This window comes from Pseudomonas sp. ML2-2023-6 (assembly GCF_037055265.1).
GTDB lineage: Bacteria > Pseudomonadota > Gammaproteobacteria > Pseudomonadales > Pseudomonadaceae > Aquipseudomonas > Aquipseudomonas kulmbachensis.
Map to the genome: position 1 here is coordinate 233774 of NZ_CP146347.1, position 16182 is coordinate 249955.

At 58.0% G+C, this 16182-nt stretch carries 12 protein-coding genes; 5 read left to right on the forward strand and 7 right to left on the reverse strand.

What is annotated here, in order from left to right:
- Positions 1 to 22 precede the first annotated feature (22 nt).
- The 7 genes from V6L79_RS00990 to V6L79_RS01020 form a co-directional block, all read right to left on the reverse strand.
- Positions 23 to 643 (reverse strand): CatB-related O-acetyltransferase, encoded by a 621-nt coding sequence (locus tag V6L79_RS00990; RefSeq protein WP_321834897.1) that lies wholly within the window; start codon positions 641 to 643, stop codon positions 23 to 25.
- Positions 644 to 658: 15 nt separating this feature from the next.
- Positions 659 to 1543, reverse strand: coding sequence for a glycosyltransferase (locus V6L79_RS00995; protein WP_261740008.1), 885 nt, complete (start codon positions 1541 to 1543; stop codon positions 659 to 661).
- Positions 1540 to 2691 (reverse strand): glycosyltransferase, encoded by a 1152-nt coding sequence (locus V6L79_RS01000; RefSeq protein ID WP_261740009.1) that lies wholly within the window; start codon positions 2689 to 2691, stop codon positions 1540 to 1542. Before V6L79_RS01000 ends, V6L79_RS00995 begins: the two co-directional genes overlap by 4 nt.
- Positions 2688 to 4142, reverse strand: coding sequence for a PIG-L family deacetylase (locus tag V6L79_RS01005; protein WP_338579692.1), 1455 nt, complete (start codon positions 4140 to 4142; stop codon positions 2688 to 2690). Before V6L79_RS01005 ends, V6L79_RS01000 begins: the two co-directional genes overlap by 4 nt.
- A 123-nt stretch (positions 4143 to 4265) precedes the next feature.
- Complete coding sequence (locus tag V6L79_RS01010) at positions 4266 to 5162, reverse strand: antimicrobial resistance protein Mig-14 (RefSeq protein WP_261740011.1); 897 nt, start codon at positions 5160 to 5162, stop codon at positions 4266 to 4268.
- Positions 5162 to 6292, reverse strand: coding sequence for a glycosyltransferase (locus V6L79_RS01015; protein ID WP_321837266.1), 1131 nt, complete (start codon positions 6290 to 6292; stop codon positions 5162 to 5164). The genes V6L79_RS01010 and V6L79_RS01015 overlap by 1 nt, the downstream gene beginning before the upstream one ends.
- Positions 6276 to 8033 (reverse strand): carbamoyltransferase, encoded by a 1758-nt coding sequence (locus V6L79_RS01020; RefSeq protein ID WP_261740013.1) that lies wholly within the window; start codon positions 8031 to 8033, stop codon positions 6276 to 6278. Before V6L79_RS01020 ends, V6L79_RS01015 begins: the two co-directional genes overlap by 17 nt.
- A 281-nt stretch (positions 8034 to 8314) precedes the next feature.
- Between V6L79_RS01020 and V6L79_RS01025 the strand changes: the two genes are divergently transcribed.
- The 5 genes from V6L79_RS01025 to V6L79_RS01045 all read left to right on the forward strand — a co-directional run bounded on the left by V6L79_RS01025 (position 8315) and on the right by V6L79_RS01045 (position 16124).
- Positions 8315 to 11206 carry a dermonecrotic toxin domain-containing protein gene (locus tag V6L79_RS01025; protein WP_338579693.1) on the forward strand — a complete coding sequence of 964 codons (2892 nt, stop codon included), beginning with the start codon at positions 8315 to 8317 and terminating at the stop codon, positions 11204 to 11206.
- 32 nt (positions 11207 to 11238) lie between these two features.
- Entirely contained in the window at positions 11239 to 11688 is a 450-nt protein-coding gene (locus tag V6L79_RS01030; protein WP_338579694.1) for a hypothetical protein, read from the forward strand.
- A 152-nt stretch (positions 11689 to 11840) separates the two neighbouring features.
- Positions 11841 to 13919 carry a TonB-dependent receptor gene (locus V6L79_RS01035; RefSeq protein ID WP_338579695.1) on the forward strand — a complete coding sequence of 693 codons (2079 nt, stop codon included), beginning with the start codon at positions 11841 to 11843 and terminating at the stop codon, positions 13917 to 13919.
- Between the two features lie 364 nt (positions 13920 to 14283).
- The gene (locus V6L79_RS01040; RefSeq protein ID WP_338579696.1) at positions 14284 to 15405 is read left to right on the forward strand and encodes a hypothetical protein; all 1122 of its coding nucleotides are present in this window, start codon (positions 14284 to 14286) and stop codon (positions 15403 to 15405) included.
- Positions 15402 to 16124, forward strand: coding sequence for a membrane-targeted effector domain-containing toxin (locus V6L79_RS01045; RefSeq protein ID WP_338579697.1), 723 nt, complete (start codon positions 15402 to 15404; stop codon positions 16122 to 16124). The genes V6L79_RS01040 and V6L79_RS01045 overlap by 4 nt, the downstream gene beginning before the upstream one ends.
- Positions 16125 to 16182: the final 58 nt, after the last annotated feature.

The following is a 16182-nucleotide window of genomic DNA, read 5'->3' on the forward strand; positions in this document are numbered from 1 at the left end:
GTGCTCCCTGCCCCGACCGCGATCAGGCCTGACGCTTGGCGGCGTAAGCCAAAAAACCTTCAATATTGTCGCTGCACAGTTGGCCGACCGCTTGCTCGATATCGGCTTGCGGCCATTCCCACCAGGCTGCCTGCAACAAGGCCTCACGCTGCTCCTGCGGGAACCTCCAGCGCAGAAACCTTGCCGGGTTACCACCCACCACCGCATACGGCTCGACATCACGCGTGACCAGCGCACCGGCCGCCACAACTGCGCCGTGGCCGATGGTGACGCCCGACAGCACGGTGCTGTTGGAGCACAGCCACACATCACTGCCCACCACCACATCGCCACGGGTGCCGTTGTAATCGGTAATGTGCTGCGCCGCCTTGAGCATGGCCGGGAAGGGATAGGTCGTAACCCAGTCGGCCCGATGGTGCCCGCCCAAAAAGATATTCACCCCTTCGGCAATCGAGCAAAACGCCCCGATGCGCAGGGTTGAGCCTTCTTTCCAGTCGTGTACCAAGGGCAGGCCATAGCTGCCCCGGCCGATCTCGTAGTCGGGATAGCACTGTTTGAAACGGGCCACTCCCCGCTCGATTTTCGGTAATTTGCGGATCGCACGCTTGGCGCGCTTCTCCCGAAAACGTTCAATCCAGCCCACAGCGCGCCCCTCGTCTTAGTCTTTTTCCAACGGCGAAAAATACAACCGCCCAAGGCCACGCCAGGTTTTACCCGTCCAGTGCTTGAACGGGATCTGCGCCAACAGCTCACGGGCCAGAGCGCGATTGCGGTTGGAGGTTTTCAGGAACATGGAGTTGAGGAACTTGTAGCGCACCTCGTCATAGAGCGGGTGATCGCTGAACTGAGCATAGATGCGCAAGATGCTGTCGATCATGAAGCGATGATTCTTGTACGAATTGGTGGCGTGCTTGCGATAGCGTGCCATCACCACGTTCAGGCCGTCGATAAAGTACCCGGCATGGGTAATTTTCAGCTCGATATACAAGTCTTCAAGGCGAATACTCGGGTCAAACCCCCCCACCTTGTCCAGCGCTTCGCGGCGGATCATCAGGGTAGGTGCGGGCGGATAAGGCTTGCGCTCCAGGAACATGTCATCGAAATCCAGACGCCGGAACGGCACATCACGGCGCTGACGCTTTTCCGGAAACAGATTGCCATCAGCATCGATCAACTCGATATTGCCCGCGCAAATGCCCACTTCAGGTTTGCCATCCATGTAGGCAACCTGAACCGCTATGCGGTCCGGCATCATGATGTCATCGGAGCCGAACGGTACGATCAGACTGCCCTTGGCCCGGGCGATAGCGCCGTTAAGCGTATTGGTCAGCCCCTGATTCTGCTGCACCCGAAAATCAAAACCATGCGCGGCCTGCAAACGTTGAATACGCTCCACGCTGTCATCAGGCGAGCCGTCATCAATCACCAACAACTCGATATTGGGATAGGTCTGATCCAGAACACTCTGAATGCTCTGCTCGATATACGGGCCATGGTTGTAGGAGGCGATAATTACCGTCACCAAAGGTTGCGAGTCGGTCATGAATGCTCCTTGCGTGCCTGACTCAATCCCGAGTCGATCAAATCCAGATACTCCTGACGGAACACCTCAATATCGTGGTGTTCCTGCAAGTAGCGATATGCCTGCTCGCCCTTGGCCTGCAATGCTTCATCCGACAAGGCCAGGTACTCATCCAGCGCGGCCGTCAGCGTTGCCACATCGCTGGGCTTGACGGCCAGACCACCGGCCCCCTCGATCAGTGGCAGCATGGCTGGCACATCGCTGGCAATCACCGGCAAGTGCCCACTCATGCCTTCGAGCAGTGCCAACCCCAGACCTTCAGCCAGCGAAGGCATGGTCCAGATGTCGAAAGCACGAACGTACTGCAGGGCGTTCTCCTGAAAGCCCAGCAGATGCGCCCGGCCATTGAGACCCAACTGCCCGATCTGCTCGCGCAAGCGCGTCTCTTCACGCCCAGCACCAATAATTGCCAGTTGTGCCTTGGGGTATTTGTCTTTCAGCGCAGCGAAGGCTTGCAGCAAAAAGCGATGACCCTTGATCGGCACCAGTCGACCCAGTGCGCCAATCATCCGTGCATCCTGATCCAGACCAAGCTTTTCACGCGCCTGCTGGCGTGGCAGCTGCAAGGCTTCGGCTTGCTCGATATCGATGGCATTGGTGATAGCGAAAGTATTTTGCTCAGTGAAACCGCACTTGCAGTCCAGCAGGTACTGTTTGACCGCAGGTGACACCCCGACAAAGCGCCAGGCCTTGTCGATCAGGCGTTTAGCCTGACTGCGCCGATAAAAGCGGTCGTATTCGCCAAATCCATGGGAGATACCCACGCACAGCGGGATTTTCAGCCAACGATTAAGCTGCAACATCATGTTTACCGGTTTGAAGCGGTTGCAAATCACCACATCAAACTGCTCTTTGCGGCAGAACTTGTACAACGCCCACATGGCGCGCAGACGCATGCCCTTGAGCGACTTGTCGCTAAACTCGAAATACACCGAATGATCGGCCTTGCTCACCGGTTCGCCGGGGCCTGGACGACCACGCAAGAATGCCGCCGTCACTTCGTAACGTTCACTGGGCAGCGCCCGCACGATCTGCTCGGCAAGGTCGGCAAAGTCATGGGATTTGACGTTGTAATCGGGCTGTAATTGCAAAACCTTGGAACGCTTCATAACTCTCCCCGATGAAGTCCGTTTGCAGCATGTTCTTTCAATACCCAAAACAGTTCATGACGCCGAACCGCTTTGCGAAAAAATTCATTTTCGCCATAAGGCGATGGTTTTCTGCCTGCCAAGAGCTGTTGTATCGAACGGCGCACTCGACGCTTGAGCACAGCTCGGGGCTGCAAGTCATGCATCATGCCCAACGCCATCGCTTTGTCGCGCTGCTGCTCAAGGTTGAGCGCCAGGCTGCAAGGGCGCAGGCTGAGCGAGGCATCGAATACCGGCGGCAACGCAATGCCATCGCCGCTATTGCCCATTGGCCAACGGTCGTTGTCATGCAGATGGTTGGCGTAACCGAGTACGGTGGTCGGTTGCCACTCCAGGCCTTCGAGGGCTTCGATCACTGCCGCGTGCGCACAGATATGATCCGGGTGCGGGTCGATTGACGGGTGCGGGAGCACGATCACTTCAGGGCGGGCGCGCAGAATCAACGCCCGCAGATCAGCCAGCAAGTTAAGCCAGGTCGGTGCGCCGTCCAGATCACCGGGCAGCGGGAACGGGTTGAACTGGCGAAACAGGCGAATGTCGTTCAAGTCAGCCTCTCGCGAAGCCATCGGCTGGTCGGGCGCGGCCTGCATGGCAGGCAACTGCAGGCAGAAGTACCCCAGCTGCGCGCAATGGTCTTGCGGCACACCGGCCCAGCGCGGCACGGCCATGCTGTCCCAAGCACGCAAACGACCCTTGAGACGAGCCGCCTGGGCGCGCTCGAGGCCCATCTGCTGATAATGCTCGGCTTCGATTTCGCCTGCGGTCAGGGTCACAATCCAGGCTTCCCTGGCTTGGCTGTACAGCCCAAAAGCGGCCAGTTCAGCATCGTCGGCGTGGGGCGCAATCACCATCACACGCTGATTGCGGTAGTCGGGCTGGCTGAACACCCACAACTGCGGCGAGCCCATAACGCGGCAAAAACGCCCGCGAATATGCAGTTTGCCGTCGATCAGGGCTGCCCCAAAACCGCTCAAGTTCAGGTAGCGCAGGCCATTGAGCCCACGCTCGAAGGTCTGCCGGTCAGCCGACTCACCGTCCGACAGCTGCACGTACGGATCGAGAAAACGCCCCAACCAGCCACTTTTAACCTTGATCGCCAGGATCAGGGTTTCGTCGCCAGCCAGGCTCAGCGGCTGATCCACAATCAGTTTTTCGCCCACAAGACGTACGGGCGGGCGTTGGCTGTCTGCCGCAAAGTTGTACTGGTAATCGTCTTTGGGCGAATAGAACAGATGGTCGGCAAACCAGGCTTCATGGGCCACCCAGCCCAGCACCGCCAGTACCGGCGGCAGCCACCAGGCCAGCAGCACACCGCTGGCAATCAGCACCAGCAGGCCGATCAGCAGGCTGATGCGCTTGTTGCGCCGATGACGCTTGAGGAGCTGTTGTTTGCGCGAGGCGGGTTGGCTCATAGTTCGGCTCTTGTGATTAAGCTCCTGTGGAAGCGAGCCTGCTCGCGATGCAGGCGCTGCGCTATGCATGAAAGATCGCAGTGATACCATCGCGAGCAAGCCCGCTCCCACAAGATTTGTGTTTCAGACCCTGAATACCGGCACCGGATTACACCAACGCTCCTTGTACTCGCGATCGGCACGGCCGAACGAGAAGCGCAAAGGCTTGTTGACGCTACGGGCCTGCTCCCAGGCAGCCTGGGTATTGATAAAGCTCAACACGCTACCAGGGCTGAATTCGCGGGTTTGGGGATCGACGCCACCATTGACGTATTCGACACTGATCCACTCTGGCGACTCAGCGCGGTACACCAGCTGAATGGCTATCGGCGCATCATTGAGGAAAACCACCGAGCCAATCAATAGCTCGCGCAACAGCTCAATGACCTCAGCCATACGCTCGGCTCCCGTGGCGACAAAACCCCAGCGCCGCAGAAACAAATCGCAATAGATACTCGCCAGTTCAACGCTGGAAAACTCCGAAACCGGGCGCACAACGCCGCCCGCCTCTTCCAGCAAACGCAGTTCGCGGCGCTGGTTATAGCGGAATTTCTTCGATAGCTCTTCGGGCGTGCGAGCCATGGCCAACTGCTCGGCCTGTGGCTTGAGGGTACTGAACCGGCCTTCGCAGAGCTGCGACAGATAACGCCCACGGTGACGCAAAGGCGCTGCCGCATCAGCCGCTGCAGGCAGGATCAGCTCAGCATTGCCCAGATCGAACAGGCCTTTTTTGCCGTGACGCTTGAGCACGTCCTTGGACAGGGCCAGGTCGCGACCCCAGGTCGGGATTGCCGCTTTCAGCTCGCCGCCCTGCTCCCAGGCCAGATAGCGCACCGGGATGCCAGCCAACTGAGCCAAACGCTCGACCACCAGCGGATGGGTGGCAACACTGCCACCAAAACGCTGCCAGGCATCGGCATAGGTGCCAGCATCCACAACGCTCCAGCCGCGCTCGCGCCAGCCTTGAAATCGATTGAGCATCAGGACTCCGCAGTCAGGTCGGTGACTTGCGCCAAGTGCCAGAATGTATTGCGTACCGCCTGATCGCTGAAGCGCTCGTGCAAGCGTTCAAGCATCAGTTCGGCGCAGGCCAGGCGCTGCTCGTCATCGAGTTGCGCCAAGTGTTGCAGGCCTTGGGCCAGATGCTCGGCATCGCCCAGCGGGAACAATACCCCCACGCCCTCGACCACTTCCTTGGCGCCGCCACAGGCCGTGGCCAGCAACGGCACGCCAGCCGCCATGGCTTCCAGCAGTACCATGCCGAACGGTTCGTGATCGGAACTCAACGCAAACACATCAAAGGCCCGGAAATAACGCCGCGCATCGGGCACCTGGCCCAGAAACAGCACCTGTGGGCTGACCCCGAGTTCTCTGGCCAGCTCTTTGAGGTCTTGCTCCAAACGGCCCTTGCCCATAATCACCAACTGACTGTCAGTCGGCAGATTGGGCAGCGCCTTGGCGAAACCACGGATCAACGTGGCCTGGTCCTTGTCCGGATGCAGACGCCCGACATTACCCACAATAAAGCCATCGACCGACAGCCCCAGCGCTTCACGCGCCGGAGTGCCAGACAATTGCTCGGCTTGCACGGTATTGATATCGATGCGGTTGTAGAGCGTGCTGATGCGACCCGTTGGCCACTTGGGCAGGCACTTGCGCATGTCGTCACGCACCGCGTCCGAGACACCGAGCAGGCTCAGGCGCTTGCGAAACAGGTGGGCAAACAGCTTGCGACTGCGACGCTGATAGTCGCCAAACGCGTGATGCACGCCGATCACCGGCAAGCCGGTGGCCAACAAGGCGACATAAATCGGCTTGAAGCGGTGGGCGATGCAAAAACTGAAATTGCGCGAAGCGGCGATCTTGCGCAGCTCGCGGATGGCGCCCAGCTTGAGGCCGCGAATGGCCTTGGAGCTGAACTCCATAAACAGCACTTCATCAGACGCACAGCCTGCGGCCACTTGCGGGTCGGCCGCCCCGGTCAAAAAGACCGTGGTGACCTTGTACCCGGTGCCGGCAAACAGGCTGGCGTACTGGCGCGCGCAGTCCAGAAACGGCCCGTCATAGCCGTGGCAGAACTGCAGCACATGACGCTCAGTCGAGCGATTCATAAGTCTCGGCGCCGTCTTTAACTACCAAAATATCTTCCATGATCAGGTACTGCAGATCGGAACCGAAGAACATGTTCAGCGCGTCGGTCGGCGAGCAAACCATCGGTTCGCCACGGCGGTTGAGCGAGGTGTTCAGCGACACGCCGTTGCCGGTCAGCACTTCCAGCGCCTTCATCATGTCGTAGTAGCGCGGGTTGTATTCGCGCTTGAGCACCTGGGCGCGGGAGGTGCCATCTTCATGGACAACCTCTGGCACGCGGGATTTCCACTCGTCCGACACTTCAAAGGTGAAGGTCATGAACGGTGCCGGATGATCGACCTTGATCATCTGCGGGCCAACGGTGTCGAGCATCGACGGGCAGAAAGGCCTCCAGCGCTCACGGAACTTGATTTGTTCGTTGATGCGGTCTGCCACGCCTTCGCTGCTCGGGCAACCAATGATCGAACGACCGCCCAGTGCACGCGGACCGAACTCCATACGGCCCTGGAACCAGGCCACCGGATTGCCGTCGACCATGATCTTGGCGATCTTCTCCGGGGTGCCCTCGATCTTGCGATACGCAGGCTTGCCCGGGTGACGGGCACAGGCCGCGATCACATCTTCGTTGCTGTACGCAGGGCCGAGGTAGACGTGTTCCATCTTCTCGACCGGCACGCCGCGAGCGTGAGACACATAAGCCGCCGCACCCACTGCAGTACCGGCATCGCCGGATGCAGGCTGTACAAACAGCTCTTTGACTTCAGGACGGGCGATGATCTTTTGGTTCAGCTTCACGTTCAACGCGCAGCCGCCCGCAAAGGCCATCTTGCCGGTCTCTTTAAGAATGTCGCCCAGGTAGTGATCGATCATCTGCAGCGACAGTTTTTCAAACAGCGCCTGCATGCTGGCCGCGTAGTGGATGTACGGCTCGTCGGCGATATCGCCTTCGCGCTTTGGCCCCAGCCACTCGATCAGTTTTGGCGAGAAGTAGAACCCCTTGCCCTTTTCTTTGTAACGACGCAGGCCGATGACATTGGCGTACTCGGTGTTGATCACCAGTTCGCCGTTTTCAAACGAAGCCAAACGCGAAAAATCGTATTTGCTCGCGTCGCCGTATGGTGCCATGCCCATCACCTTGAACTCGCCGTCCAGCATCTCGAAACCGAGGAACTCGGTGATCGCGCCGTACAGACCGCCCAGGGAATCCGGGTCGAAGAATTCCTTGATCTTGGTGATCTTGCCGTTTTCACCATAACCGAAGAAGGTCGTGGCGTACTCACCCTTGCCGTCGATACCCAGGATCGCGGTTTTCTCTTTGAAACCCGAACAGTGGTAAGCGCTGGAAGCGTGAGCCAAGTGGTGCTCAACCGGTTCGATCTTGATTTTCTTCGGATCAAAGCCCAGTTGCTCAAGGCAGAACACAATCTTGTTGCGATAGCGCTTGTAGCGACGGTTGCCCATCAGGATCGCGTCAAGGGCGCGATCCGGGGCGTACCAGTAGCGCTTGGCGTAGTGCCAGCGGGCCTTGCCGAACAAGCTGATCGGGGCGAAAGGGATCGCCACAACGTCAACGTCGGAAGGTTTGATACCCGCTTGCTCAAGGCAGAATTTCGCGGACTCGTAGGGCATGCGGTTCTTTGCATGCTTATCGCGTACGAAGCGCTCTTCTTCAGCCGCCGCTACCAGCTTGCCGTCGATATAGAGGGCTGCTGAGGGATCATGGCTAAGGGCGCCGGACAGGCCAAGAATCGTCAATGCCACAGGTTGGGCCTCTTTTGAATGCAGGCAGGCGGCGGGCGCCTGAAAAAATGGTGTGCCCCCCGCAACGCGAGGAACAACTAAAGGGCGGGATTATAGCGTAAAGCGCGAACGAATGACCCAGCGCTATTTGCCACGCCCTGCCAGCGGGGCTTATGGGTGCCTGGTGCCGCTACTTCACACGAGGGCAACATATATATAAGCCCAGCCACCCATCGCTTTGCGATTACCTGTGACGAAGTTTTTGCGTGTTTTTTGCGCTCACCAAACCACAGGATAAAACCATGCCTGACAACCTGGCACTGCTCACACAAGCCGACAAAGAACTGTCCACTCTGCGGCAAAGCTTTCCCGACCTTGAAATCGCCATGGAGAAAAGCCTGCGGCGCTACTGCCCATTACTTGCGCAAGATGCCTGTACCAACTGGCTTTTCATCAATCAAGCAGGACCGTCAGAACCGGGGCAATCGCCCGTCATCATCAGTAAATCCATCAGCATGCTTATCGATCAGTGCTACCTCGATCAGCAAGTGCCGACCCTCGATCAGCACACCACGAAGATCTACAGCTACGCGCACACCCTCGATGAACAGGATCGGGTCACTGCAATAACCGCTGAACAGCTCACAAAATTCCTCGCCTTTGTCACCTACGACCTCGAGCAGTGCGTGCAGGATGGACTGAACGACTTTTGGCAAACACCACGCCAGGAGATCAAGTCACTCACTCCGAAAGACTGGTTGTCCGGTTATGTTTTCGACCTGATCCGGGCAGAAGCGACTGTGCGCCATGCAGACAAAACCTTCGACACTGCCAGCCTGGATGCCGTCTACCAGATGTTCCATTCACCCTCCAGGCCGCCCGCCCGGGCCGACTTCGCCTTCTATTCGCTATGGCTCAATGGCCAGCCGGCTCAAAGTGCTGTGCCGCTGCATGGCGTTTTCGTAATAACCACGAAAAACCTGCCCACCGTGGTGACCGATAACTCGCAACTGCGCGTGGTGCAAGACGAAATACCGCGCACGGTGGTGCTCTTCACCCCCAGTCAAGGCCTGGAAACCTTCACCACGCTTACAGCGCTGACCCAGGAGCTGGGCGAGCGACTCAAGGACACCTACCAACGCGAGACATTACTCAATTGCGTTCTGGCCCAGGATCGTGACCGCGCCCTTGCCCACCAACATGTGGATTACCGCCCGGTACGGGACAAGCCTCCCCAGACGCTCTACGTTGAACAACTGATCGACAAGCAAAAACGCGACATGCGCCATGCCTGGTCAATGGCCCGCACGCGCAAAGAGAACGTCACCCTTGAGCAACTGAACAGCCTGATGGATCAGTCGCTGAACTCAAGCATGCTGTTAAAACCCGCAAGCATCTTGCAAGCACGCCATACCCGGCTGCATGAAACTCGACTCCCGGTCTGGCTTAAAACCGCCAGCGAGGCAGACAAAAACCTATGGCGCCTGGCCGTTGAAAGGCTAAGTCATGAGCGGCTGGCTTGCGAAACCACAGAGGCCTTCCCCATCGCGCAAAGTGGGAAAAAAAGCACCCTGTTGGGCTATGCGCGTTTGCAACTCAAACAACAAATCAAAGCTGACCACGGAATTGAAGTCGACCCCGACAACATTTTTATCTCCACCACCGAAGCCCTGCAGACAGGCGCCGTGATCAACCCTGTCAGCGGTTCCGGTTTCCCCGCAGGGGCGAGTATCGGCCGCACCGGGCCAACCATCAGCTATCACACGACAAGACACAGCCTGAGCGAACTGGCGCTCGCCAACGTCGGGATATGGGATGTCACATTTGCCCTGACCGCACGTATCACCGACGCCCAAGGCAAACCCCACACCGTCCTGACTCACAGCTACATCAAGGCACTGGTGCGCCAACTGGATGTGGGCGAAAACTACAAAGCCAGGCTCATGTATTTGCTCGTGAATTCACCCCAGGCCCGTTGGCGCAAAGAGCGTTATGCCGCACTCAAGGCCGCACAGCTCAATCTGGATCTGATTGAAGCGCGGCTGTCGGGCATTCTGACTGAAGATCATGCCGCCTGGGTTCAAGCCGTATTGGATCACCCGGTTGATAAAAACCGTCCATTGGTCAAGGGAGCCCAGATCAAATCACTCTGGCTGGTATTGCGCTACAAGACACTGCCGGGATTGTTGGTGTTCAGTTGCACCGGTTCAACACAATTGCTTTGTTATCTGCCCGATGCACCAGAAAACACCTGGTTTGTGGTAGCCAGTTCGCACCGTGATCTGGCTCGCATCCTGTCGCAGCCGCTATTTCACAACTACCTCCTGAGCCGGGTGACCTCCGCACAGCAGGCCTACATCAAGCCGTTGTTCAGAGAAGGGCTGGACACAAGCAACACTCAGTTGCGAATCATCAATCACCACGCTTTCGAAGCGTCTTATGACACTGAAGCCTTGCATGCGCTCAGGGAGGCGGACGAGCAATCGACCTCAACCTATGAAAGCAACCTCAATACTGCCAAAGAGGCGGTACTGACGGCGATTGATGTCATATCGTTTGCCCTGCCCACCCGGATACTGCTGCCGATTGTCGCCGCGCGGTTTTTCTACCAGTTGGCGCTAGGCTATGACGCCCTGCAACGGGACGAAGAATCAGAAGCCCTTCTGCATTTTATGGGGTCAATCAGTCATCTGACCGATGGCGCCTCGGACTTTGCCGGCTCCTCGGTCTTTAGTCGCTCCATCCGCGCACGAATCAAACAACCTGTTCCCAGGCTCAACACTGCCGGGGCAAGCGCCCCCGTCCTTACCGGGCTGAGGCTGCGCACTGGCGAGGAATACGGTGCCGGTGTGTATGAGACAGTCTCGGCTGAAGGCACTGCGCCAGCCCAATACGTTCAGGACAGGACAGGCAATGTGTATCGCAGCCATTACGACAGCCTGGACGAAACCTGGCGGGTCATTGACGAAAGACAGCCCGATGCGCAGTACCGCGTGCCCGTGCACGAGCTTTCGGCAGGCAGATGGGACATTGATCCTGCACCGCACCTGTTCAGTCAGAAGAGCGGTATCCAACGCGCAATCGACAGAGCAGTAATCACGGACGTCAACCTGGCGGGCAAAACACCTGATACCAAAGGCGTGTACCGGGTGGGTATCGGAGCCAGAACCCCACCCACAAGTGGATCGCCCTGACTGGAAATTCCCACGCCAACACGTATCAGGGCGTGCCCGGGCTGGCAGAACTGGAGGGCGCCATCGGCGTACGTGTTTCCGATGCGGCCCCGGGCCAAGGCCACGGTTTGCAGCAGAACCTGGGGGCGGTGATACCTCCGAGCTTTGAGCAACCCGATTACCTGTTTTTGAAAAACGATTATTGGCTGGAGATCGAGTTACCCGGCATTGCGCCTGATCGACCGGCATTTTCCCAGGCACAAATCGAAGCAATGCTGGCTCAGCCCGGCGAGTTCATGTTTGGAAACTCTTCATTGGACGGCCCGGAGCTGATCCAGCGCACCCTTGACCAGGAGATCCTGCGCAGCCGAATCCAAAGCGATAACGGCCAGTTTTTTATCGAGCTTGGCGATTGGCCAGATATCCACCTCAAGCGCTATGACATCTTTGACAGCCTGGTCAGCGACTTGAAAGAAAAAGGCATGCAGCTCGTGAACTGGTAGCCCACCACAACACCAGTCAGGACAACCGTGTTTTGTCCTGACCGGTTACTTTTGCTGGCTATCGCTCCCTCAGCCGCTAAAATGCGCGGCCTCTGCTAGCCTGATGCCCGTCGCCCGGACGGGTCGCGTCACACGGAACCGCCATAACCCTCATGAAATTTTTTGTACCCGCCCGCCTTGCCTTGCTGCTGCCTGGTCTTTTTATTGCGCCCCCAGCGCTGGCCGAACCGCTGGAACTCGATCCCAGCGTCATCACCGGCTCGCGCAGTGCCAGCCAAAGCTTTAACCTGCCGTATTCGGTCGACAGCATCAGCCAGCAACAAATCAGCGACGGCCAATTGGGCATTAACGCGTCCGAGGTACTGTCCCGCGTGCCAGGGCTGGTGGTGCAAAACCGCCAGAACTACGCCCAGGACTTGCAGATTTCGTCCCGAGGCTTTGGCGCCCGTTCGGCCTTTGGCGTACGCGGCATCAAGTTGATCGCCGATGGCATCCCGGCCAGCACTCCTGATGGCCAAGGTCAGGCGGCCACGTTCAACCTCGACACTGCCGAGCGTATCGAAGTGCTGCGCGGCCCCGCCGCAACCCTTTACGGCAGCAACGCCGGAGGGGTGATTCAGATGTTCTCCCGTGACGGCGAAGGCCCACCGCGTATCGGTGCCGAAACCCTGATCGGCAGCGACGGCATGAGCAAGAATCACCTGACGGCTGAAGGCGCCACCGATGACGTGGGCTTTGTGCTCGATGCCTCGCGCATGGACACCGACGGCTACCGCGACCACAGCGCCGCCCGCCGCGACCAGACCTTTGCCAAGCTCAACCTGAAGCCTGACGAAGACAGCAAGCTGGCGCTGATCTATAGCAGCCTCGAGCAAAACGGCACGCAAGACCCGCTGGGCCAAAGTTGGGCCGCTTACAAAGCCGACCCGCGCTCGGTCACACCCAATGCGATTACCTACAACACTCGTAAAAGTATCGATCATCAGCAACTGGGCCTGAACTACGAGCGCTACATCGGTGACGCCACCTTGCAGGTCAATGCCTATACCGGCACCCGTAGTGTGATTCAGTATTTGGCGATTCCCAAGGGTACGCCCAGCAACAACCAAGGCGGCGGCGTGGTTCAGTTCGACCGCAAGTTCTACGGCGGCAGCCTGCGCTGGTTGCAACCGGTATACGGCGTGCCGGGTGACCTGACCCTGATCGGCGGCCTGGACTTCGACCAAAGCCAGGACAGCCGTCACGGTTACAACAACTTCGTTGGCAACCAACTGGGCGTTAAAGGTGCACTGGTACGCGACGAAGTCGACACCGCCCGCAGCCTCGACCCCTACGTGCAGGCCAACTGGGCGCTGGACAACTGGACCGTACAGGCCGGTTTGCGCTACAGCACCATGGAAATGGACGTCGACGATCAATTCTTGAGCAATGGCGACGACAGCGGCACCAAGCGCTATGAAAAAGCCACGCCCTCCATGAGCGTGATGTACGCCTTTACCCCTGAACTGCATGGATATGTGAGTGCGGGCAAAGGGTTTGAAACACCGACCCAAGCCGAACTGGCCTACTCACCAAGTGGCCAGGGCTTCAACTTTGGCCTCAAGCCCTCTGAAAGCACCCAGTATGAAATGGGCTTGAAGGCACAGATCAGTAACACGCGGATCAATGCTGCTGTATTCCAGATCACCACCGAAGATGAGCTGGTGGTACAGAGCAACACCGGTGGGCGTACGACTTATCAAAACGCCGGGCGCACCTTGCGCCGAGGTTTCGAACTGGGCGTCGAAAGCCAGCTCAGCGAACACTGGACCACTACCCTCGCCTACACCCGCCTGCAAGCCACCTACGACAGCGACTTCGCCAGCACCAAAGGCACCGTGGACAAAGGCAACTACCTGCCGGGCGTACCGCAAACCACCCTGTTTGCCGAAGTGAACTGGAAACCCACGGATTGGGTCAGCACTGCAATCGAAGGCATGTACCGCAGCAAGGTGTATGTCGAAGACACCAACACCCAAAAGGCAGCACCGGCCTACAGCGTGTTCAACTGGCGGGCGAAGTTTGAGCAAAAAGTAGAGCACTGGACCTTCCACCAAACCCTGCGCCTGGACAACCTGCTGGACCGCCAGTACGTGGGTTCGGTGATCGTGGCTGATGGCAATCAGCGCTACTACGAAGCCGCACCGGGCCGCTCGTGGTACGCGGGCGCCGGGGCGCAGTACAGCTTCTAATAAACCCGCGACCTGCGGCTACCCAATGTAGAGACTCTGTTCTAGGTCAAGCCCCCCAGTTGGAGCGAGCTTGCTCGCGAATGATCTTCGCGAGCAAGCTCGCTCCCACGCTTGAAGTATCTCTGTAGCTACTCTGTTCCCGGTCAAGCACTAGCGAGGCGTCTGAATTTACGACTGCTTCGCAGCCGGACGCAGCCTCGCTGCGCTCCTCAGCGGCTACAAAAAGCGATCAGGCGTAGGGCTTGATGTCGTTGTTGTGGTGGGCATATCTATCTAACACTCTTCCAAAAAAGCCCTGTGGTTCCTTTACCTGCATGTACGACCTGCATCACGCACGTCGACCTCAGTAAAGGAATGCACAGCCATGCCCCTCTCTTCAACTCCACTCAAGGATGCCGAGCAACAGCTGTTGGCATTTTCAAAACTCGTACCGAATCTGGAAGCTGCCTTCCAGTACCATCTGCACCCGTTTTTCCCTGGGCTGCCTGCGGACATTCGCATCAATGAGATTTATCTGACCGGCCTGACTGACGTCGACGAACCGGGTCAGGACGAACAACTAATCTCTCACTCACTGCTGGAAATTCTCAATACCCGCTACCTGACCGGTGAATCCCCCGTTTACCTGATAGGCACAAGCCAGGTTTATCGCGTGCCCGACTCAACAGACAGGCAGCACCTTATTCCCCAAATGCCCGTTGCCGTACTGGAAACCTTTGTCGACTATCTCATCCAGCACCTCAAATGGTGCTTAACCAATACACTCACGCACTTTTGGAAAACCCCCCACCCTGGCCTGGAGAACCGAACGCCCCGTGAATGGCTGAGGCGGTTTTTCATGGGTTTGGTTCAAGCTGAACAGTCGCTGAGGCTACGTGACCAGACACTTAGCGCAACAGAAAGCCAAACCGTGCTCGACGTACTCGAGACATCCCGCAGTCAGGATCGAATCGACCGTCAGCACGCCAACTACACAGGGGTTTACGAAATACTCATCCGCGGGCCTTTCCCCGCACTCGACTGGCCGCTTCCTGGTGCTTTTGTACTGACCCGGGCGGGAACATCAGGTATCGATTCACTCTCGACAAACTTTGAAACGCCGAGTTTTTTGCCATCTCCAGCGGCCACCAATTTAGCCCTGCTGTACCTGCCAGACAGCGGCTTACAGGCGTTCAGCTCGTTGCAGGCACTGGATCTGGAGCTGCGATTACGGCTAGGGGACGAGGTACAAAGCAAGGCGCTGCTCAGTGTTCGACCTACCCAGGAACACCCACCTATACAGGGCCACGCTCACAGCCTGGGCTACCGCGAAATACACGGTCACGTCTTTGCAGAGCGTGCTGGGGCATTGATTCAGGCGCAACTGGCCAATATCGATCACGCGTGGGCCAGTGCCGCCCTCACCTGCAAACCGACTTCCATCAGGTCGATCTGGATATCAATGCCAGAAGCGGCATTATCAGCCACAAGCTCAACAAATTTTTGAAACAGCTGTACAAGCGCGAAGGCCTCGACAGCCACCCGGCTTACACCTTCCTGACCCTGGTCACCGCCGCCCGATCGCACGGGATCAGAGTCATCGCCCTCGACTGTGCCTCCAGCTACAACATAATCGGCAAGCGGGACTATCACTTGAAACGCTGCAAGGCGCTCAGCTTTTATGGCTCTGAAACGATCCGCGCCCATCAGGCAGAGCACGGCGCCCATAAATGGGTAGCCTTGGTCGGCAGTACCCATGTCAATACCTTTGAAGGCATACCCGGCCTGGCCGAATTGAATGGCGGCATCGGGATGAAAGTCATGGACACGTTACCGGGCCAACCGACCGGCATTGGCCCGGATAAAGGCCGTGTCACCTTCATGAAAAATGGCCCCTTGAGCCTCGCCTTTTACAAGACTGACTTGCGTCTCTCTGTGGAAGTGAGCGCTAGCCGAACGTATTGGGGCCCGCGCCAGCGCCAGGAAATCGAACGTTTGCTCAACCAAGTCAACCAGTACACCTTTAACAACCATCCCATCGACGGGCCAACGCTGTTTCATCGCAGCGCCACGACTGAGCTGATCGAGACACCACTGCTCTGTGACCCCGATGGCAAGGTCTACCTGCAAAGGCCCGAATGGCCAGACGTGCATGACGTGCGATTTGCTCAAGCCCAGGATTTGGCCATCAATCTGGCAGCTATGGGCATGACCTATGTGAAGTAGGCGCGCTCAGCGACCCACCTGTAGATACTCTGTTCCAGGTCAAAAAATTGTGGGAGCG

What these genes read in the sequence shown, in the direction of transcription:
- V6L79_RS00995 (WP_261740008.1), bottom strand. Translation starts at nt 1,543, where the DNA reads ATGACCGACTCGCAACCTTTGGTGACGGTAATTATCGCCTCCTACAAC.
- V6L79_RS01000 (WP_261740009.1), bottom strand. Translation starts at nt 2,691, where the DNA reads ATGAAGCGTTCCAAGGTTTTGCAATTACAGCCCGATTACAACGTCAAA.
- V6L79_RS01005 (WP_338579692.1), bottom strand. Translation starts at nt 4,142, where the DNA reads ATGAGCCAACCCGCCTCGCGCAAACAACAGCTCCTCAAGCGTCATCGG.
- V6L79_RS01010 (WP_261740011.1), bottom strand. Translation starts at nt 5,162, where the DNA reads ATGCTCAATCGATTTCAAGGCTGGCGCGAGCGCGGCTGGAGCGTTGTG.
- V6L79_RS01015 (WP_321837266.1), bottom strand. Translation starts at nt 6,292, where the DNA reads ATGAATCGCTCGACTGAGCGTCATGTGCTGCAGTTCTGCCACGGCTAT.
- V6L79_RS01025 (WP_338579693.1), top strand. Translation starts at nt 8,315, where the DNA reads ATGCCTGACAACCTGGCACTGCTCACACAAGCCGACAAAGAACTGTCC.
- V6L79_RS01035 (WP_338579695.1), top strand. Translation starts at nt 11,841, where the DNA reads ATGAAATTTTTTGTACCCGCCCGCCTTGCCTTGCTGCTGCCTGGTCTT.
- V6L79_RS01040 (WP_338579696.1), top strand. Translation starts at nt 14,284, where the DNA reads ATGCCCCTCTCTTCAACTCCACTCAAGGATGCCGAGCAACAGCTGTTG.